Raw genomic sequence first — 20243 nt, forward strand, 5'->3', positions numbered from 1 at the left:
CGACAGCATGGCCATGAAGAAAACCGACCTTGAGAAGAACAAGGCACTCAAACTGATGCAAGCGACGAACCAGGCCGGGCCCGAGCGCTTCGGCAAGGGGTCGACCGCGACGCTGGATCGCCGCGAGCGCCGCAAGCTCGACCAGGCGCAGGGGCTCGTGCCGTTCGCCTGCAAGCTCAACGCCGACCTGGTCGCGCAGTTGAAGTCGCGTGCCGAGCAGCATCCCGGCGGCCTGAACGGTCTCCTGACCGAATTGCTTGAGCAGGGCCTCGCGCGCGACGCGTCGTAACACGCGCGGCCAGCGCGCCGCACTCACGAAAAAGCCCGGGCACGCTCTGGCTTTTTTTTCACTTCCGCCTTGTCAGTTCCACCACGCGCGGCGCTGCAAAAGACGCATCTGGCAGCGAATGGTGCGGGTCATCCGCAAATGGCGCGGTATTTATTCCGATACACCTAACAGACAACCGCCTTTCAATTCGGATACGATCGAGGTCTGCGCGCACCACGCAGGCGTTGCATGTGAACGCCACCACCTTGAAAACGGTGCTGCGGCAGTCCTCGAAAAAAGAGAAATCCGCTTGAACTCCGCCTCCCGCCAACACCTGCGCGCCAATCTGATGATGCTGGCGGCCGCCATGATCTGGGGCTCGGCCTTCGTCGCCCAGCGACTGAGCCTCGACGCCATCGGGCCGTTCCTCTTCACGGGATTGCGTTTCCTGCTGGGCGCCGCCGTCGTCTCGGCGTTCGTGTTCGTTCTGCGCCGGCCCACGCGCCGCGCCGCGGACGTCGCGCCGCCGCGCCTCTTCGACGCCGCCCTGCTGCGCGCGGGCGTCCTGCTCGGCCTGTTGCTCGCGGTCGCCATTTCGCTCCAGCAAATCGGCCTTCGCTACACGTTGATCGCCAATGCGGGCTTCATCAGCTCGCTCTACGTGGTCATCGTGCCCCTGATCGGCGTATTGCTGCGTCATCGCACGGGCCCCGGCACGTGGCTCGGCGCCGTGCTGGCCGCAGCCGGGCTCTATCTGCTCAGCATCAACGAGCATTTCTCGATCATGTATGGCGACTGGTACCAGCTCGCCTGTGCGATCGTGATCTCGATCCAGGTGATGCTCGTGGGCCGCTACGCGCCGCGCCACGATCCGCTCGCCCTGTCCATCGTGCAGTTCGTCACGTGCGGGGTGACCTGTCTCGCGATCGGCCTCGTGCGCGAGCCGCTGCAGTTCGCGAGCCTCGTGCGCGCCGCACCCACGATCCTGTATGGCGGCGGGCTTTCGGTGGGCGTCGCCTACACGATTCAGGTGGTCGCCCAGCGCTACGCGGCACCCGCGCACGCCGCTGTGATCTTCAGCATGGAAGGCGTGTTCGCCGCACTGGCGGGTTGGGCCGTACTCGGCGAAACGATGACGGCGCGCGCGCTCACGGGCTGCGCGTTGATGCTCGCGGGCCTGCTCGCGTGCCAGTTGCTGCCCGCAGGACGCATGCTCACCGAACCGGAGTCGCAGCGGCAACCGGCCGAGCCAGCCTGATTTCGCGAAGTTTCTCTAAACGAGCGCGCATTCGCGCGCTTGCGCCGATGAGCGCGCGGCGTTAGCCGCCAGCCATCATCCGGGTAACCGTATCGGCGAGGTTATGCAGGCCGACCGTCGCCGGTTTGGCCTCCACCACGCCGAAGCATTCGGTGCGCTTCGGCGCCGGATCGACGACGAAATTGCGGCGGTGCTTCCCGAGGCGTTCGGGCGGCAGCAGCCGCTCGGGCGGAATCACCTCGAACGCCGTGCCGACGGCGATAAACAGATCGTCCGCCGTCATCGACTGCTGAACGCGCCAGAGCGTCTCGTATTCGGGCGCAGCCTCGTTGAAGAACACAACACCTGGCTTCACGCTGTCCGCCTGGCCGCACGACGGACACGCCGCCTGCGGATCGAGCGTCTCGCCGGTCATCGGAAAGCGGTGGTCGCAGTCGGTGCACAGGAGCGAAACCATGTCGCCGTGCAGGTGCGTGACCTGACGCGCGCCGGCCTGCTCCAGCAGATCGTCGATGTTCTGCGTAATCAGATGCACGCGCTGCGTGCCCCACGTTTCCTGCCATTCGGCCAGCAGCCGATGGGCGTCGTTGGGGCGCGCGCCCGCGCATTCGGCAAGGCGCCGGTTGTAGAAGCGGAACACGGCCGGCCGGTTGCGACGCCAGGTCAGGTAGTTGCACACCTCGTCCATATTCTCGTGCGTCCAGATGCCATCGCCCGTGCGAAACGTCGAGATGCCGCTTTCCGCCGAGAGGCCCGCCCCCGAAAACACGTACATGTGGGGCTTTCGCCGTTGTTGCAGTTCGGCCAATTTCGTCTCCTGGTGGGATCGGCGCCATTATGACGCCGCGCCGCGCGTCGGTCAGCGCGGCATGCAGCGCTTTTGACTGCACGGGCCAATGCGCTTCGCGGGGACGGTTGGAGGGAGATGGGCTAAAGCTCGCGCAGGGCCACGCCTGGCAGCTTTAAGGGGAAAAAAGCGGGAAGAAAAGCAGGGGAAAAAAGGATCGGGCGCAACGCAATGCCACTGCTCCGGGGAAAAAGCAGGGACAGCTCGTATTAACGCGAGCCAGATTTGTCCGATACGCGCTGTCGCGGCCCAGGGGAAAACAGCGACAGCGCGTATCGACACAAACCGGACTCGGGCGCCCGATCAAAGTGGAGAACCGGAAGCAGCCCGGCATGGATATCGTCAGCTCCACGCCCGGCTGCTTTGCTTACCGGCGTCTTTCCCGCTCACATGGTGGGGCGGGGAAGTTCGCGAAACACAGCAAAAGCCTGGCTGATGCGGTCGCCGCCCGCGACGAAGCCGCACAGTTTGCCGGCCGCATCGAACGCACGGGCGAGCATGCCGCTCGCATTCCATTCTGACTGCCACGACAGACCGTCTCCGTTCGTGCGGCCAGCCAGTTGCAGCGGATAAACCGGGGTCTTCACGCGCACCATCATGTGCGGCAGCACGAGCGGTGTCGGCTTGCCGAGCAGCGTGGCCGCGAGTGCGGTCGCGCCGAGCAGGGCGGGCTGCAGGAAAGGCATGAGCTTGCCCTGCTTTTCCGCGCCGTCGCCGAGCGCGTAGATACCGGGCACGCTGGTGCGCAGGTGGTCGTCGACGACAATACCGCGCCCGACTTCGATCCCCGCCGCGCGGGCGAGCGACACTTCCGGCGCAAGTCCGACCGCGGCGAGGACGAGGTCATGCCGGCTCGTCGTGCCGTCGGTCAGGCTGACGTCGAAACCGCCGTCAGCCGCCGCGATGGCCTGCACGCCGCGACCCAGTTGCAGCCGCACACCCGCGGTCTTCAGCGCTTCGATCAGCGGCTGGCTCAAGGCGGCGGGCAGCAGCGCGGAGAGCGGGCTCGCTGCGTTATCGACGAGCGTCACCTCACGGCCGGTCGTGGCGATGTCCATGGCGAGTTCCGTGCCGATCAGGCCCGCGCCCAGCACGAACACGCTGCGCGCCGTCGCCAGTTGCGGCTCCAGCTTCGCGAATTCGTCGAGGCTGTTGAGCGTGTACATCAGATCCGATCCGGCAAATCCAGGCCGCACCGCGCGCGCGCCGGTGGCGAGCACGAGCTGCTCGTAGGCGCTCTCCCCCTCCGACGTCACCAGGACCTGGCGCGCCGTGTCGATGGACTCGACCCGGCACCGCGCCTGCAGCGTGACGTTCAGCTCGGCGGCAAACGCCTCGCCCGAGCGCGACGGCAAGCCGGTAACCGTGGTGGCGCGGCTCGCCACGTGGCTCAGGTCCGGCTTGTTGTATTCGTGGCCGTTGTCGGCGGTGATGATGCGTACCGGCACCTCCGCGTCGTGCTTGCGAATGTTGCGGACGAGTTGTTGGGCAGCGAAACCGCTGCCGACGATCGTAATTGCGCGTTTCATGCTGCAGCCTTCTCCAGAACGGGTTCGAACACGGCTTTACCGATACCGCAGCCGGGGCAGAGGAACGTATCGGGCACGTCCTCCCAGGGCGTGCCGGGCGCGACCAGTTGATCGGGCTCGCCCAGCGCGGGGTCGTAGATCCACTGGCACACGGTGCACACCATGCAGCCGCCGCAGGACGAAGCAGCCGCGCCGGTGGCCGCCGCCGCCGCGGGGGCCTTGGCCGCGGCGGCCGCGGGGGCTGCCGGGGCTGCGGTGGCGGCTGCAGCTACGGCGGCGACATCGACCGTGCTGCCGTTGGCGTCGTTTGCCGCAACCGCCGTTTCCCGGCGACGTGCCGGTTCGATCGGATGCAGCGCCCACTGGCGCGCGATCTGGCGGCCATGTTCACGGCACAGTTCGATCGTCGCGGCATCCGGGCGCCACTTGGCCTTCAGCGAAAGCGCGATGTCAAAACCGGCGTCCATGAGACGCGTCTGGATGCGATCGACCGCACCGCCCGACCACCCGAAGCTGCCGAACGCGGAAGCCTTCTTGCCGCGAAAACGCAGCCCGGTGATCTCCTCCAGCATGCCGGCCACCTTCGGCATCATGACGTTGTTCATCGTCGAGGAACCGACGAGCACGCCCTTCGAACGGAACACGTTCGAGAGGATTTCGTTCTTGTCGTGGCGCGCGACGTTGAAAATCTTCACGGCGACCGCGGGATCGGTTTCGTGGATGCCCTGCGCAATGGCGTCGGCCATCATCCGCGTGTTGTTCGACATCGAGTCGTAGAACAGCGTGATGCGGTCTTCCTGATAGTTGTTCGCCCATTCGAGGTACTGCAGGATGATCTGCGTGGGGTTGTCGCGCCAGACCACGCCGTGCGAGGTGGCCACCATGTCGACCGGCAGGCCGAACCCGAGCACTTCATTGATCTTGGCGGTCACGAGCGCGCTGAACGGCGTGAGGATGTTCGCGTAGTAGCGCAGGCACTGCTCCATCAATTCGCCCTGGTCGACCTCGTCGTTGAACAGGTGCTCGTCGCAGTAGTGCTGGCCGAAGGCGTCGTTGCTGAACAGCACGGCGTCGCCGGTGAGGTAGGTCATCATGCTGTCGGGCCAGTGCAGCATCGGCGTTTCGATGAAGACGAGCTGCTTGCCGTTGCCGATGTCGAGCTTGTCGCCCGTGCGCACGGTGCGGAAATTCCACTCTGGGTGGTGATGGTGGCCGACGATCGAATCGAGCGCGTTGTTCGTGCAGTAGATCGGCGTGCCCGGAATCAGCGCCATCAGTTCGGCCAGCGCGCCCGCGTGGTCTTCCTCGGCGTGGTTGATGATCACGTAGTCGATCGTGCTGAGATCGACCTCGGCGGCCAGATCGCGGATGTACTCGCGGCTGAACCGGTGATCCACCGTGTCGATGAGAACCGTCTTTTCCTCACGAATCAGATAGCTGTTGTAGCTGCTGCCCCGCAGCGTCCCGTATTCGGTGCCGTGGAAGCTGCGGACTTCCCAATCGCGCTGGCCGACCCAATGGACGTTGTTTTTGAGCAGAATGGACATGGTGTTTCCTTTAGTGGGTGAACGGTTGCGGGGAACATCTACTGCAAGCAGCGTGCCAGCCCGTCATCCACTGATAAACATACAACTTTTATCCATCAATTGTTTAAAAGACAATTCTCCGGTATTGTTTCGCCGACAAATCCATCGTCAATCCGACAATAATGCTCAGCGCCGACACTCTCACCCGCATCGCACTCGATCTTCAGCGCGGCAATTCGCACCGCGAGCGCTTCGAGCAGCTGATCCAGAGCGTGCGGCAGCTCTTCCGTTCCGACGCCTCCGCGCTGCTTCGTTACAACCGCGGCACCTTCATTCCGCTGGCCATCGACGGCCTGTCGCCCGACGTCATGGGGCGGCGCTTTCTCGTGAGCGAGCACCCGCGTCTGGAAGCGATTGCGCGCGCGGGCGACGTCGTGCGCTTTCCGCCGGACAGCGACCTGCCCGACCCGTACGACAGCCTGATTGCCCGGCTGGACCATCTGCATGTGCATGCCTGCATGGGCATTCCGCTGCTCAGCGAAGAGGTGCTGATCGGCGCGCTGACCATCGACGGCCTGAATCCCTCGCAGTTCGACGGCTTCGACGATCAGGATCTCGGCGTGATCGGCGCGCTCGCCTCGGCGGCGCTCGCCAACGCGCTGCTGCTCGAACAGATGGCGAGCGATCCGCACGGCACCGCCAATCCCCCGGTGCGCCAGATTGCCGCGGCGACGGGAGAAGGCGAGATGATCGGCACGTCGGCGGCCATGCAGCAGTTGCGCAGCGAGATTGGCGTCGTGGCCGGGACGGATCTGAACGTGCTGATCCTCGGTGAGACCGGTACGGGAAAGGAACTGATCGCGCGGGCGGTTCACGCGGGCTCGGCGCGGCGCGCGAGCCCGCTCGTTTATCTGAATTGCGCGGCCCTGCCCGAGAGCGTCGCCGAGAGCGAGCTGTTCGGCCACGTGAAGGGCGCCTTCACCGGCGCCATCCACAATCGCACCGGCAAGTTCGAGCTGGCTCACCAGGGCACGCTGTTTCTCGATGAGATCGGCGAACTGCCGCTGTCGTTGCAGGCCAAGCTGCTGCGGGTGCTGCAATACGGCGACCTGCAGCGGATCGGCGACGACAGCCAGCGCAAGGTCGACGTCCGCGTGATCGCCGCGACCAACAAGGATCTCAAGGCCGAAACCGTCACCGGGCAGTTCCGCGCCGATCTTTATCACCGCCTGAGCGTCTTTCCGCTGCACGCGCCGTCACTGCGCGAGCACTGCGAGGACATTCCGCTCCTGACCGGTTTCTTCCTCGAACGCTGGCGCGGCACGATGGGTCTGAATACGCTGTCGATCGACCAGGACACGCTGGCTGCATTGGCTGCGCGTCCGTGGCACGGCAACGTGCGCGAACTCGAACACGTGCTGCGCCGCGCGGCGGTGCTTGCGCGTGCGGAGCAGGGGGAGAAGGCGGTGATCCACGAGCATCACATCTGCCCGGGCGATCGCCAGCCTGTCGCGGGGCACACGCCGTTGGCGGCGCAGCCCGAGAACCTGCGCGAGATGAGTCTGAAGGACGCCACCGACGCGTTTCAGCGCTCGATGATCAGCAAGGCAGTCGACGACTGTGACGGCAACTGGGCCGGGGCCGCACGAAGGCTCGCGCTCAACCCGGGCAACCTGCATCGGCTGGCGCTACGGCTCGGGTTGAAATAGCGCGGCTAGCCGCAGGCGCGGCCGGGCAAACTGCCCGGCCGCCCACCCTCACTCCACCGTGACCGATTTCGCCAGATTACGCGGCTTGTCGACATCGGTGCCGCGCACACAGGCCGTGTGATACGCGAGCAGTTGCAGCGGCACGACGTGCAGGATCGGCGAAAGCAGCCCGTAGTGCTCCGGCATGCGAATGACGTGAATGCCGTCGCCGCTCGTGATGTGCGTATCGGCATCGGCGAACACATAAAGCCGGCCGCCGCGCGCGCGCACTTCCTGCATGTTCGACTTGAGCTTTTCGAGCAGCGCGTCGTTCGGCGCGACCGTCACGACCGGCATCGCCTCGGTCACGAGCGCCAGCGGGCCGTGCTTGAGCTCACCAGCGGGATAGGCTTCCGCGTGGATGTACGAGATTTCCTTGAGCTTGAGCGCGCCTTCGAGCGCGATCGGATAGTGCAGCCCGCGTCCGAGGAAGAGCGCATTCTCCTTGCGCGCGAACTCTTCCGACCACGCGATGATCTGCGGCTCCAGCGCGAGCACGCCGTTGAGCGCGGCAGGCAGGTGGCGCAGCAGCTTCACGTATTGCGCTTCCTGTTCGGCGCTCACGTGGCCGCGCAGCTTGCCCAGGGTTGCCGCGAGAATGAAGAGGCCGACCAGCTGCGTCGTGAACGCCTTCGTCGAAGCCACGCCGATCTCGCGTCCAGCATGCGTCAGGAACTTCAGTTCGGTGAGCTGGACCATCGCACTCGTCGCGACGTTGCACACCGCGAGCGTGTGGGTCATGCCGAGCGACTGCGCGTGCTTGAGCGCCGCAAGCGTGTCCGCCGTTTCGCCCGACTGCGAAATCGTGACGACGAGCGCGCGCGGATTCGGCACCGACTCGCGATAGCGGTATTCGCTCGCGATCTCGACATCGGTGCGGATCTTCGCCACCGATTCGAGCCAGTATTTCGCCGTGAGGCCCGCGTAGTAGCTCGTGCCGCACGCGAGAATCAGGATGCTGTCGATGTCCCCGAACACCGCGCGTGCGTTGTCGCCGAAGAGACCCGGCTCGAACTTGTCTCCGGCGGGAATCGTGTCGCCGATCGCGCGCGGCTGCTCGAAGATTTCCTTCTGCATGTAGTGACGATACGGGCCAAGATCGACAGTGCCGCCGTAGGCCTGCACTTCGCGCGCTTCACGCTGGACTTCATGGCCGTTGCCATCGGCGATGCGCACGCCTTCGAGCGTCAGTTCGCAGACGTCGCCTTCTTCCAGGAAGATCATGTGGCTCGCGCTGCCCGCGACGGCGAGCGCATCCGAGGCGAGGAAGTTCTCGCCGCTGCCAAGGCCGACCACGAGCGGCGAGCCCGCGCGCGCGCCCACGACCGTGTGCGGCTGATCCTTGTGAACAACCGCGATCGCATACGCGCCGCTCAGTTGCTGCACGGCTTCGCGCACGGCGGCGAACAGGTCGCCGCGATAGAGGCTGTGCACGAGGTGCGCGATGACTTCCGTATCGGTCTGCGAAACGAATTCGTAGCCCTTCGCGCGCAAGGCCTCGCGCAGCGATTCGTAGTTTTCGATGATGCCGTTGTGAACGATCGCGAGCGCATCGTGCGAGAAGAGCGGATGCGCGTTGTTCACGGTGGGCGCGCCGTGCGTCGCCCAGCGCGTGTGCGAGATGCCGGTCACGCCTTCGAAGTGCGCCTCGCGCACCTGTTCGTCGAGTTCGGCCACGCGCGAGACGCTGCGCACGCGCTCGGCGCCCGCACTCGTGACGACGGCGACGCCGCACGAATCGTAACCGCGATATTCGAGTCGCCGCAGTCCTTCGATCAGGACGGGCACGATATTACGAAGCGCCACCGCGCCGACAATGCCGCACATAGCTTTCGATCCTTTGCAATAAAAAGTCCGGGTGCTGCGTTATTTCTTTTTCTTGACCGGTCGCACGTAGCCGGACTTCGAGACCTGCGATTTTTCGTTGAGCACGAGCATGTCGTCGGCAACGTCCTTCCACACCGTCGTGCCCGCCGCGATCGTGACGCCGCGGCCCACGCGCACCGGCGCGACCAGTTGCGTATCCGAGCCGACGAACACGTTGTCGCCGATCACCGTGCGGTGCTTGTTGGCGCCGTCGTAGTTGCAGGTGATGGTGCCCGCTCCGATGTTCACGCCCGCGCCGACATCGGCGTCGCCGACGTAGCTCAGGTGATTCGCCTTCGAACCGTGACCGATGTTCGCGTTCTTGATCTCGACGAAATTGCCGACGTGGACCTCGTCCGCAAGCTGCGTTCCCGGGCGCAGACGCGCGTACGGTCCGAGCACGGCCTGCGCGCCGACGCGCGCGTTCTCGATGTGCGTATAGGCGTCAATGCGCGTGCCCGCGCCGATCGCGGCCTGGCGGATCACGCAGTTCGGGCCGATGACGACGTTGTCCGCTAGCGTCACGTCGCCTTCGAACACGCAGTTCACGTCGATGAACACGTCGCGCCCGCAGGTGAGCGTGCCGCGCACGTCGATGCGCGCGGGGTCGGCGAGCGTCACGCCCGCGACGAGCAGCGACTCGGCCACGTTGCGCTGATAGACGCGCTCGAGTTCGGCGAGCTGCTGCTTGCTGTTGACGCCGAGCGTTTCCGCTTCGTCGTCGGGCTGCGCGGTGACGACCGGATGGCCCTCTGCAATAGCGTGCTCGACCACGTCGGTCAGATAGAACTCGCCCTGCGCGTTGTCGTTCTTCAGCGCGGCGAGCCAGCCCGCGAGCGGCGCGCTCGGCGTGACGACGATGCCCGTGTTGATCTCGTCGATCCGGCGCTCGGCCTCGCTCGCGTCTTTCTGCTCGACGATGCGCACCACCTTGCCCGCCGCGTCGCGCACGATGCGCCCGTAGCCGGTGGGGTTGTCGAGCGTGACGGTCAGGATGCCGTAACCCGCCTTGTTTTTGGCCACACGCTCTCCCGCCAGGCGCGCGGCGTCGGCGAGACGCTTGAGCGTCGAGGCGCGCGTGAGCGGCACATCGCCGTAAAGCACGAGCGTCGGCACGCTCGTATCGAGCAACGGCAGCGCCTGCGCGAGTGCGTGGCCCGTGCCGCGCTGCTCGTGCTGCACGGCGAACTGGACGTCGGGTGCGGCGACCGCTGCGCGCACCGCGTCGGCGCCATGGCCGATCACGACGACGAGCCGGGTCGGTTCGAGCGTGCGGGCGGTATCGAGAACGTGCGAGAGAAGCGGCCGGCCAGCCAGCGGATGCAGCACTTTGGGCAGCGCCGAATGCATGCGCTTGCCCATGCCTGCCGCGAGAATCACGATGTTCATTGCATCGGTGAAGGGGAATTTGAAGCCGCCGATTCTAGCATGCGGGCTTACCCGCAAGCGGCGCGCTCACGGGGCCGGATGAGCGTATCCGGCCCTGTGAGCGTCTAACGCGGGCATCAAATGCAGAATCAAACGCGGAATCAGAGATCGTCGAGCTTCGCGAACGAAATCGGCGTGCCTTCTGCGGACAGCGACGGCGTGTCGGCCGAGCACGGATCGTCGTCGAAGGCGATGTCGCCGAGCGGATCGACCACGCCGGTCGTGCGCAGGTCCTTGAAGCTGAACAGCGACGCATCCATCAGGTGCGACGGCACGACATTGCCGAGCGCGTTGAACATGTTTTCGACGCGGCCCGGGAAGCGCTTGTCCCACTCGCGGATCAGCGCCTTCATTTCGGCGCGCTTGAGGTTGGGCTGGCTGCCGCAGAGGTTGCACGGAATCAGCGGGAATTCGCGCAGTTCCGCGAATTTCTCCAGATCCGTTTCCTTCACGTATGCGAGCGGCCGGATCACGATGTTCTTGCCGTCGTCGGACTGCAGCTTGGGCGGCATGCCCTTCAGCTTGCCGCCGTAGAACAGGTTCAGCAGCAGCGTCTGGAGAATGTCGTCGCGATGGTGGCCGAGTGCGATCTTGGTCGCGCCCAGCTCGCCCGCCACGCGGTACAGAATGCCGCGGCGCAGCCGCGAGCACAGCGAGCACGTCGTCTTGCCCTCGGGCACGAGGCGCTTGACGATGCCGTAGGTGTCCTGGTTCTCGATGTGGAACGGCACGCCGACTTTGGTCAGGTACTCGGGCAGAACGTGCTCGGGAAAGCCGGGCTGCTTCTGGTCGAGGTTCACGGCCACGATCTCGAAGTCGATCGGCGCGCGCTCGCGCAGGCGCAGGAGGATGTCGAGCAGCGCGTAGCTGTCCTTGCCGCCCGAGAGGCACACCATCACCTTGTCGCCGTTCTCGATCATGTTGTAGTCGCCGATTGCCTGGCCGACCTGGCGCATGAGCCGCTTGAAGAGCTTGTTGTTCTCGTAGGCGTCCTTCTGCTCGCGGCGCGTCATCGCGGGACGGCTGCTGCCTTGTGCATGCGCCGCTTCCGGCGCGTCCGGCACGGTCGCGGGTGCGGCGGCGCTGCCGTCCTGCGTGGCGCGCGCGTCGACGGGAAGGGTTTGGGGGGCGTTCATGAATCAGTCCTCTTTGATGCGAAAGACTTCGACGCCCACCGCGTCGCAGTCCGGATAGACGTCGGGCTTCTCGGTCGAGAGGCGCACCGCGCGCACGAGCGGGTGCGCGAGCAGCGCGGTCGCGAGATCGTCGCAGAGCGTTTCCTGCAGATGGATATGGCCCTGGCTCACGCGCGCGGCCACGGTCGCGCGCATGTAGTCATAGTCGACCACTTCGCGCAGCTTGTCCTCGCGCGGCGTGGTCTGCGCGAGCGGCACGAACAGATCGACGTTGATCACGACGCGCTGTTCGCCGCGTTTTTCGAAGTCGTGCACGCCGATGTTGATGTTGACTTCGTAGTTGCGCAAAAAGAGCCGGCGGCAATCGGCGAGCCGGGGGTGCAGCAAGACGGCGGACATAGTCGTTCCAGTCGATAAAAAAGCGTGCCTTCGCGGCACGCGCGCGGACGCGGGGCGCCCGGCGGTTCATACAGTATTCCTTCGTGCGCACGCGCGGGTTTCGCGCTGTGCCTTATTCCGGCGCATCGTTTTACGTGCCGCCGCTCATGCTCCCGTCAAATACATCACGTCGCGCGGCAGCGGCACGAGGTGCTGTCCGCCGTCGACCACGAGCGTCGTGCCGGTCACGCCCGATGCCCCCGCGAGATACAGCGCGGCCTCGACCAGATCGGCGGGCCGCGACGCGCGGCCGAGCGGCGTCAGCTTGTGCGCGGTCTCGAAGCCTTCCGGCGTCTGGTCGGCCGACTGCAGCGTGAGGCCCGGTGCAAGCCCGACCACGCGCACCTTCGGCGCGAGCGCCTGGGCGAGCGCGACGGTCGCGTTCGCGAGCGCGGCCTTCGTCAGCGTGTACGAGAGGTAATCCGGGTTCATGTTGTACAGCTTCTGGTCCAGCACGTTGATCACGCAGGTGCGCTGCGACTCGTCGGCCGCGGCGGCATCGGGCGTCGCCTCGTACAGCGTGCGCGCCAGCACGAGCGGCGCGCCCACGTTGATCGCCATGAGGTTGAGCAGCTTCTCGTAGCCGATGTCGCGCGCCGTGTCTTCGTCGAAGGACGACGCGTTGTTCAGCACGCACGCGGGCCGCCCGAGCGCCGCCGTGCAGGCGGGTACGAGCCGCGCGACGTCGGCCTCGCTCGCGAGGTCGGCGTGCAGCGCCACCGCGCGCCGCCCGAGCGCCTCGATCTGCGTGACGAGTTCGTCAGCCGCGTCCCCGGAGCCGCCGAAATGCACCGCCACATCCCAGCCGCGCGCCGCAAAGCCCAGCGACAGCTCGCGCCCGATCCGGCGCGCACCGCCCGTGACCAGCACCACGCGCGACAAAGCGCCCGCCGACGAACCGGGGCGAAAATCGGAGCCGGGCGTGACGGGTGCGACGGATGCGCCGAAAGCCTCGGCGGAACCGCTAGACGGGCGGGAACCGGTAGGTGCGCTCATTTACAATGGCGGGATGAATCCGAAAGCTCACGAACCCGATAGTTTACCCGTTCCCGAACCGGCCGCGCTCGCGCAGTCCGAGGCGCTCGCCGCCACCTTGCGCGCCGAGATCGCCGCGGCAGGCGGCTGGCTCCCGTTCGAGCGCTATATGGAGCGCGCGCTTTATGCGCCGGAGCTCGGCTACTACAGCGGCGGCGCACGCAAATTCGGCCTGTTCGCCGCCGACGGCAGCGACTTCGTGACCGCACCCGAACTCTCGCCGCTCTTTGCCTCGACGCTCGCACGCGCGCTCGCCGAAGCACTTGCGGCGAGCGGCACGCGCGCGCTGATGGAGTTCGGCGCGGGCACGGGCAAGCTCGCGGCGGGTATCCTGCTCGCGCTCGACGCGCTCGGCGTCGAGTTCGATTCGTATGCCATCGTCGATCTTTCGGGCGAATTGCGCGCGCGCCAGCGCGAAACCCTCGAAGCGCGCGCACCGCATCTCGTACAGCGCGTGACGTGGCTCGACGCCCTGCCCGCGCAGTTCGAGGGCGTGGTGATCGGCAATGAAGTGCTCGACGCGATGCCGGTGCGGCTTTTTGCCCGCAAGGACGCCGTGTGGCACGAGCGCGGCGTGGCGGTGAACGCGCACGGAGCATTCGTGTTCTCGGATCGGCCGGCGGTGAGCGAAGGCAGCGAAGGCAGTGAACCCGGCGCGCACTGGCCCGAAAGCGTGCTCGCCGGCATCGAGGGCAGCGACGACTACGTGGCCGAAACGCACGACGCGGCGCTCGCCTTCACGCGCACCGTCTGTACGATGCTCGTGCGCGGCGCCGCGTTCTTCATCGACTATGGGTTCCCGAGCAGCGAGTTCTATCATCCGCAGCGCGTGCAGGGCACGCTGATGTGCCACTACCGCCATCGCGCGCACGACGATCCGTTCCTCTATCCGGGCTTGCAGGACATCACGGCACACGTCGAATTCACGGGCATCGCGGAAGCGGGCGTCGACGCGGGCGCGGATCTGCTCGGCTACACCTCGCAGGCGCGCTTTCTGATGAACGCGGGCATTACGGAAGTGCTCTCGGAAATCGATCCGCGCGATGTCGCACGCTTCCTGCCCGCCGCGAACGCCGTGCAAAAACTCGTCTCCGAATCGGAGATGGGCGAGCTCTTCAAGGTGATCGCGTTCTCGCGCGGCATCGACGGAACCCTCACCGCATTCGCGCGCGGCGATCGCAGCCACACACTCTAGACGCCATGATCCGCTGGTTCCTCACCACGTTCATCGCCGTGGCGATCCTCTCGGGTGCGCAGCCGTGGCTGCGCAAGCTCGGCATCGGCAGACTGCCCGGCGACGTCACGCTGCGCCTCTTCGGCCGCGAATACCCGCTGCCGTTCATGTCGACGCTCGTGCTTTCGCTGTTGCTTTCGCTACTCGTGCGCGCGCTCTGAGCGTCGTGCGCTGCGGGCGCAAGCAACCCGCAGCGCTCAGACCTCGCTCAGACCTGTGCCAGCGCGTCCTCCACGGCCTTCACGCGCGCGCCATGCACCGCTTCCTTGATCTTCTCCGCGCCACCGCCGCAATCGCGCGCGATTGCGCCCGCGTCGACGCCGCGCGCCGCCGCCAGCGCCGCACGCAACCGTTCGACCTGTGGATACGGCGCCTGCTCCCAGCCGAGCCGCCCGTGCAGATCAGCCTCGCAGGCCTGTAGCGCCTCGGCAAAGCGCGCGGGCTTGCGCAGCGCGTCGCAACGTTCGAGCAGACGCACGAGCGCGGCCCCGCCCATCTCCGTCACGCGATGCACGTTGCTGTGCTCGCGCGCGACCAGCACGGCCAGATCGCGGCATTCGTTGGGCACGCGCAGACGCTCGCACAGCGGCTTCAGCAGATCCACGCTGCGGCCTTCGTGGCCGATGTGGCGCGGCAGCAGATCCGCGGGCGTGGTCGCCTTGCCGAGATCGTGCGTGAGCGCGGCGAAGCGCACCGGCAGCGTGTAGCCTTGCGCCGCCGCGTGGTCGATCACCATCATCACGTGCACGCCGGTATCGATTTCGGGGTGATAGTCCGCGCGCTGCGGCACGCCAAAGAGGCTTTCGACTTCCGGCAGCACGCGCGCGAGCGCGCCGCATTCGCGCAGCACCGCAAACATGCGCGACGGCTTGTTCTCCATGAGTCCGCGCGCCACTTCCTGCCACACGCGCTCCGGCACGAGCGCATCGACTTCGCCCGCGTCGACCATGCGCCGCATCAGCGTCATCGTTGCGGGTGCAACGGTGAAGTCGGCAAAGCGCGCCGCAAAGCGTGCGATGCGCAAAATGCGTACGGGGTCTTCGAGAAACGCGTCGCTCACATGCCGGAACACGCGCGCCTTGAGGTCGCCCGCGCCATCGAACGGATCGACCACTTCAGCGCCCATGACATCGCCCGGGAGCACTTCGCGCGCCATCGCGTTGATCGTGAGGTCGCGCCGCGCGAGATCTTCTTCGAGCGTCACGTCGGGCGCGTAGAAGAACTGGAAGCCGTGGTAGCCCGCAGCGGTCTTGCGCTCGGTGCGCGCAAGCGCGTATTCCTCATGCGTGCGCGGATGCAGAAACACCGGAAAGTCCTTGCCCACCGGGCGATATCCCTGCGCCGCCATCTGCTCGGGCGTGGCGCCCACCACCACATAGTCGCGGTCGCGCACGGGCAGCCCGAGCATCTCGTCGCGGATCGCACCGCCTACAACGTAGATTTTCATTCGTCGAGTTCGTCGTCGGCCACAATGTGCGTTTCGCTGCGTGCCGCCGCAATCCACGCGGCGACGGCGGGCAGCGCCGTGACGCGCCGCGCGTACGCGCCCGCTTCCGGCGAGAGCTTCGGCTGAAAGCTGTTGAAGCGCATCACGACCGGCGCGTACATCGCGTCGGCAATGCTGAATTCGCCGAACAGGAACGGCCCGCCGCTGGCGGCGAGGCACTCGCGCCAGATCGCGTCGATGCGCGCGATATCGCTGAGCACATCCGGCGCCGTGCCCACGCCGGGGCGCGTCAGGCGGATGTTCATCGGCATGGCGTTGCGCAGCGCGAAGAAGCCCGAATGCATTTCGGCGCTCACGCTGCGCGCGCGGGCACGCGCATTCGCGTCGCGTGGCCACAGCGCATGCTTCGGGAAGCGCTCGGCGAGCGTCTCCGCAATCGCGAGCGAATCCCACACGGGGAAACCGTCGTCGGGCATGAGGCACGGCACCTTGCCCGACGCCGAGTACTGCAGGATCGCAGCCTTCGTGCCCGGCTCGTCCAGTTCGATCAGCACTTCGTCGAACGGGATGCCGAAATGCGTGAGCAGCAACCACGGACGCATCGACCACGACGAATAGTTCTTGTCTCCAATAGCGAGTTTCATCACGTCCATCAGGTCAGGAGTGGAAGGAAGAGCATGCTAGCTCGTGTGGAACACCTTGGGCCGCGAGCGCTGCGCCGCATCGCCCAGATACAGCGGCGCCATCGTTTCGAGGCTCGCGGGCTCGATGCCGAGTTCCGGTGCGAGCGGCCCGGAGAGCACGCTGTCGACTTTCATCGAATCGAGATTGTCGCGCGTGAGCACCGGCACGCCAGGCGCCATTTCGAACGAGAACGCCTGCAACCGCGCCAGCGCGTTGGGCAGCCGCACGATGCGCGCATGCCGCCCCACCACGTCGCCGCAATACGCCACCAACTGTTCGAGCGTATAGACGCTCGGCCCGCCGAGTTCGTAAGTGTGCCCGCTTGCGGCGTCGAGATCGAGCACATTGACGATCGCCGCCGACACGTCGGCGAGATAGACCGGCTGAAATTTCGCGTCGGGCATCGCAAGCGGAATCACCGGAAAGAGTTTTTGCAGGAACACGAAGCGGTTGAGGAACGTGTCGCCGGGGCCGAACACCACCGACGGCCGGAAGATCGTCGTGGCCAGCGACGCCGATGCGTGCACGGCCTTTTCGCCGTCGCCCTTCGAGCGCAGGTACATGCTCGGCCCGCGCGGATCGGCGCCGATCGCGCTCACGTGAACGAGCCGGTGAACGCCCTTGCCTTCGCACGCGGCGACGATCTTCGTCGGCAGTTCGACGTGCAACCGGGCAAAGCCCGGGCCGTAAGGATCGCCGCGCCCGCCGTCGAGCGTGCCGACAAGATTGATGACGGCATCGGCCTTTTCGACGAAGCTCGCGAGCGCAACGGGATCGAACACGTCGGTTTCGATCACATCGATGGGAAGCAGGGTGAGATGTCGGGCGTTGGCGCGTCGTCGGGTCGCGACGCGCACGTCCTTGCCCGCCTCGACGAGCGCGTTGACGAGATGACTGCCGATGAACCCCGAACCGCCGATAACCGCGATGGCTTGATGTCGCATCTCCGACCTCCCTTGTGCAAGCGGCACGAGAAATCGAGAACCGGATTCGCCCGGCCGGCGCGCGCAAAGCGGGGTGCGGCGCGCGCCGTCATGAGCCGCCGGCGCCCGGGCGGGCGCGGCGGCGCTGCGCTTAAGGTGCGATGTAGCCGAGACGCGCCTTCAGCGATTGCGGGCGGCCCTCGAACAGCGCCGCGTAGTAGACCGTGTTCGACAACACATTTTTCACGTAGTCGCGGGTTTCCGTGAACGGAATGGTTTCCGCGAAGATAGCGCCCTCGACAGGCTGCTGCAACGACTGCCGCCACGCGCGGGGGCGGCCCGGTCCGGCGTTGTAGCCCGCGGTGGCGAGCACGGCGGAACCGTCGAACTGATTGTAGATCATCGACAAATAGTTGGTTCCGAGAAGAATATTCGTGTCGATGTTGTCGAGTTGCGCGCGCGAAAGCGGGCCGAGGCCGATCTTCCTCGCAACCATCTGCGCCGTGGCCGGCATGATTTGCATGAGGCCGCTCGCCCCGACGCCCGAGCGCGCGTTCAGGATGAAGCGCGACTCCTGGCGGATGAGCCCGTAGGCCCATTCGACATCGAGACCGTTCGACTGCGCGTCGCGCTCGACGATGTCGCGAAACGGCGAGAGAAAGCGCAGCGAGAAGTCATGCTCGGATTTCGTGCGGTCCGCCGTGTTGACGGTGCGGTCGAGCAGATCGATACGGCGCGCGTATTCGGCGACGGCGAGCAACTGGCGATCCGTCATGCCGCGCAGCGGCCAGTTCCATTCGCGATTGCCTTCGAAGCGCAGATTCATCGCATAGAACCGCTGCGCAAGCGCGAAGCCCGGCGTCCGCCCGGCCTGGGCGATTTCGTCGTCGGTGACGGTAACCTTCGGCGGAATCGTGATCTTCTGGCCGAGTTCTTCGAGCGCGAGCTGGCCGTAGAAGTTATAGCCCGGCGAAATCTGCATGAACTCCTGGTTGGCCTGCGCCACATCGGCATTCTGGCCGCTCTGCTTGAGCGCGCGCGCGTGCCAGTAGACCCACGCGGGCTGCGCGCGCAGCGCGGGCGGCATCTGCTCGATCGACCAGCGCACCATGGTCCAGTCGCCGCCGAGCAGCGCCGAGCGCGTGCGCCATTCGTAGGCGGCATTCGAGAGCGGCGCGTTCGCCGAGAGGCGATACCAGTCGAGCGCGCCGGGCAGGCGCTTGAGCGCGGCCTGATAGCCGATCGTGCCCCAGCCGATGGCGCGCTCGGGCGACGACATCGAAGGCGCGACGGCGGCCCAGGTCGCGGCGGCCATGGCCGGATCGTTGCGCGCCATCACCGTGACGGCGAGGAGCGCGAGCTGGTGCGACTGCGGATCGGCGCTCACGCCGCGTGCGAGCGTGAGCGGCGGCGCACTCGTGGCCTGCGCGGCGGCGGCCGGGTCGGGCTGCTGAGCGAGGCCGCCGAACAGCCGGTCGCCCGTGGTGGTCTGGTTCTGTTCGTAGGCGAGGCGGATCTGCTGCCACACGTCGTCGCTCGTGAACTGGCCTTTGATGGCCAGCGACGTCACGAGGTCGACGCAACCGTCGCCGTAATAACGCGGTTCGGTGAGCAGCGTGCGCGCATCGTTCGCGACGTTCTCGCCGTGCGCCGCGCGCGATTCGAGGGCGTAGCACTTCACCTGCGTGTCGTCGTTGAGGACGAAGCGCGGATACTGCTGATCGAAGTTCGCCCAGTCGTGGCGCGTGCCGAGCACGAGCAGATAGTCGTTGCGCAGACGGTCGGCAATCGCCTCGCCATCGTGGCGCTGCAGGAACGAGAGCACGGGCGCGTCCGGCGCGTCGATGCGCGCGTGGCCCTGCGAGTCGAACAACTGCGGCTTGATCTGGAAGTACTCCACATACGACTGTGCCGGATAGTCCGGAATCGTTGCAGCCAGTTGCGCGGCGCGCGCGGGATCGTTGTTGCGCGCAGCTTCGCGAAGCTGAATGAAAGTCTGGTCGTCGGGAGAAAGTTGAGCGCCCTGGGAAAGTGCGACGGGCCGTACGGCGGACGCCGTGCTGCAGGCGACGAGTGCCGCAGCGGCCAGCGCGAAACCGGCCGCGCGATATACTCGGACAAAGCGTTTGGACATCATTATTTCTGGAGCACGAGGTGGACCCAAGGATAGCATGCAACCCTCGCCCGGAATCCAAAAAGACCTACCGTGCGCGACTCCTCGCAACACGCCTGGAAGCCGCATCGGACGGGGCTCTGAACGCCGCGCTCGAAACCCGGCTCGCGGCACTCGTCGAACACCTCGCGCCACGATCGATCGGTTTTTACTGGCCGTTGCGCGGCGAGTTCGATGCGCGCGCCTGGATCGCATCCTGGCTCGCAGGCGATCCGTCGCGGCGCGCATCGCTGCCCGCGATTCGCGAACGTCATGCGCCGCTCGCCTTTCACCTCTGGACACCCGATGCGCCCATGCGCGAAGGCCATCACCGCATCCCCGAACCGGCCTCGCAGGTAATTGCAACGCCCGATCTGCTGCTCGTGCCCTGCGTGGGCTTCGATGCCGACGGCTACCGGCTCGGTTACGGCGGCGGCTATTACGACCGCACGCTGGCCGAGTGGCCCGGCGACACGCTGCCCGTCACGGTCGGGATTGCGTACGAAGCATGCCGCATCGAGACCGGCCTGCTCGAACGCGAGGCGCATGACCTGCCGCTCGACGCCGTCGTCACCGATGCCCACACGCACCTCACCGCACGCATCAAAGCCCGTATCAAGTCTCGCATCAAAGTCTGATGATGGCCGGTTGAGTGCGGATTGACTGCGCGCCGACATCGCACGCAGGCGCACTCGTTGCGCCAAACACGAGCCACGCTCACACC

Annotated in this window: 18 protein-coding genes; 6 read left to right on the plus strand and 12 right to left on the minus strand. The window is 66.3% G+C overall.

The genetic code is table 11. From position 1 onward, the window contains the following. Window positions 1-7: 7 nt before the first annotated feature. Both ACFPTO_RS09560 and ACFPTO_RS09565 read left to right on the plus strand, forming a co-directional pair. Window positions 8-289, plus strand: a complete 282-nt coding sequence (locus tag ACFPTO_RS09560) for a hypothetical protein (RefSeq protein ID WP_377711100.1) — start codon at window positions 8-10, stop codon at window positions 287-289. Window positions 290-578: 289 nt separating this feature from the next. Next, window positions 579-1526, plus strand: coding sequence for a DMT family transporter (locus ACFPTO_RS09565; RefSeq protein WP_377711101.1), 948 nt, complete (start codon window positions 579-581; stop codon window positions 1524-1526). A 61-nt stretch (window positions 1527-1587) separates the two neighbouring features. On the opposite strand, the gene ACFPTO_RS09570 is transcribed toward ACFPTO_RS09565, so the two are convergent. The 3 genes from ACFPTO_RS09570 to norV form a co-directional block, all read right to left on the minus strand. Further along, window positions 1588-2334, minus strand: coding sequence for an SIR2 family NAD-dependent protein deacylase (locus ACFPTO_RS09570; RefSeq protein ID WP_377711102.1), 747 nt, complete (start codon window positions 2332-2334; stop codon window positions 1588-1590). A gap of 425 nt (window positions 2335-2759) precedes the next feature. Next, window positions 2760-3902 (minus strand): NADH:flavorubredoxin reductase NorW, encoded by a 1143-nt coding sequence (gene norW / locus ACFPTO_RS09575; protein ID WP_377711104.1) that lies wholly within the window; start codon window positions 3900-3902, stop codon window positions 2760-2762. Further along, the gene (gene norV / locus ACFPTO_RS09580; RefSeq protein WP_377711106.1) at window positions 3899-5449 is read right to left on the minus strand and encodes an anaerobic nitric oxide reductase flavorubredoxin; all 1551 of its coding nucleotides are present in this window, start codon (window positions 5447-5449) and stop codon (window positions 3899-3901) included. The genes norW and norV overlap by 4 nt, the downstream gene beginning before the upstream one ends. Window positions 5450-5610: 161 nt before the next feature. On the opposite strand from norV, the gene norR reads away from it, so the two are divergent. Beyond that, the gene (gene norR / locus ACFPTO_RS09585) at window positions 5611-7137 is read left to right on the plus strand and encodes a nitric oxide reductase transcriptional regulator NorR (protein WP_377711107.1); all 1527 of its coding nucleotides are present in this window, start codon (window positions 5611-5613) and stop codon (window positions 7135-7137) included. A 48-nt stretch (window positions 7138-7185) separates the two neighbouring features. Here norR and glmS read toward each other — a convergent pair whose 3' ends face one another. From glmS to ACFPTO_RS09610, 5 genes are all read right to left on the minus strand, one after another. Beyond that, window positions 7186-9003, minus strand: coding sequence for a glutamine--fructose-6-phosphate transaminase (isomerizing) (gene glmS / locus ACFPTO_RS09590; protein WP_377711108.1), 1818 nt, complete (start codon window positions 9001-9003; stop codon window positions 7186-7188). Window positions 9004-9042: 39 nt separating this feature from the next. Next, on the minus strand, window positions 9043-10431 hold the full coding sequence (glmU, locus tag ACFPTO_RS09595; RefSeq protein ID WP_377711109.1) for a bifunctional UDP-N-acetylglucosamine diphosphorylase/glucosamine-1-phosphate N-acetyltransferase GlmU: 1389 nt from the start codon (window positions 10429-10431) through the stop codon (window positions 9043-9045). A gap of 140 nt (window positions 10432-10571) precedes the next feature. Then, complete coding sequence (gene ttcA / locus ACFPTO_RS09600; RefSeq protein ID WP_377711110.1) at window positions 10572-11606, minus strand: tRNA 2-thiocytidine(32) synthetase TtcA; 1035 nt, start codon at window positions 11604-11606, stop codon at window positions 10572-10574. A gap of 3 nt (window positions 11607-11609) precedes the next feature. Next, window positions 11610-12005 (minus strand): dihydroneopterin aldolase, encoded by a 396-nt coding sequence (locus ACFPTO_RS09605; protein ID WP_377711111.1) that lies wholly within the window; start codon window positions 12003-12005, stop codon window positions 11610-11612. Window positions 12006-12149: 144 nt separating this feature from the next. Continuing rightward, complete coding sequence (locus ACFPTO_RS09610) at window positions 12150-13040, minus strand: SDR family oxidoreductase (protein ID WP_377711112.1); 891 nt, start codon at window positions 13038-13040, stop codon at window positions 12150-12152. 13 nt (window positions 13041-13053) lie between these two features. Between ACFPTO_RS09610 and ACFPTO_RS09615 the strand changes: the two genes are divergently transcribed. Then, the gene (locus ACFPTO_RS09615) at window positions 13054-14274 is read left to right on the plus strand and encodes a class I SAM-dependent methyltransferase (protein WP_377711113.1); all 1221 of its coding nucleotides are present in this window, start codon (window positions 13054-13056) and stop codon (window positions 14272-14274) included. Window positions 14275-14279: 5 nt separating this feature from the next. Then, window positions 14280-14474, plus strand: a complete 195-nt coding sequence (locus tag ACFPTO_RS09620; RefSeq protein ID WP_296662899.1) for a DUF2905 domain-containing protein — start codon at window positions 14280-14282, stop codon at window positions 14472-14474. Window positions 14475-14521: 47 nt separating this feature from the next. Here ACFPTO_RS09620 and ACFPTO_RS09625 read toward each other — a convergent pair whose 3' ends face one another. From ACFPTO_RS09625 to ACFPTO_RS09640, 4 genes are all read right to left on the minus strand, one after another. Further along, a complete protein-coding gene (locus ACFPTO_RS09625; protein WP_377711114.1) occupies window positions 14522-15760 on the minus strand; it encodes a multifunctional CCA addition/repair protein in 1239 nt (412 codons plus the stop codon). After that, window positions 15757-16404: a glutathione S-transferase family protein gene (locus ACFPTO_RS09630; RefSeq protein ID WP_377711116.1), complete on the minus strand. Its 648-nt coding sequence runs from the start codon at window positions 16402-16404 to the stop codon at window positions 15757-15759. Before ACFPTO_RS09630 ends, ACFPTO_RS09625 begins: the two co-directional genes overlap by 4 nt. A 36-nt stretch (window positions 16405-16440) precedes the next feature. Then, entirely contained in the window at window positions 16441-17388 is a 948-nt protein-coding gene (locus ACFPTO_RS09635; RefSeq protein ID WP_377711117.1) for a complex I NDUFA9 subunit family protein, read from the minus strand. A gap of 130 nt (window positions 17389-17518) precedes the next feature. Then, complete coding sequence (locus tag ACFPTO_RS09640) at window positions 17519-19501, minus strand: lytic transglycosylase domain-containing protein (protein ID WP_377711118.1); 1983 nt, start codon at window positions 19499-19501, stop codon at window positions 17519-17521. Window positions 19502-19509: 8 nt separating this feature from the next. On the opposite strand from ACFPTO_RS09640, the gene ACFPTO_RS09645 reads away from it, so the two are divergent. Next, window positions 19510-20157 carry a 5-formyltetrahydrofolate cyclo-ligase gene (locus ACFPTO_RS09645; RefSeq protein WP_377711704.1) on the plus strand — a complete coding sequence of 216 codons (648 nt, stop codon included), beginning with the start codon at window positions 19510-19512 and terminating at the stop codon, window positions 20155-20157. Window positions 20158-20243 lie beyond the last annotated feature (86 nt).

Source organism: Paraburkholderia denitrificans, from assembly GCF_042655705.1.
GTDB classification, from domain to species: domain Bacteria; phylum Pseudomonadota; class Gammaproteobacteria; order Burkholderiales; family Burkholderiaceae; genus Paraburkholderia; species Paraburkholderia denitrificans.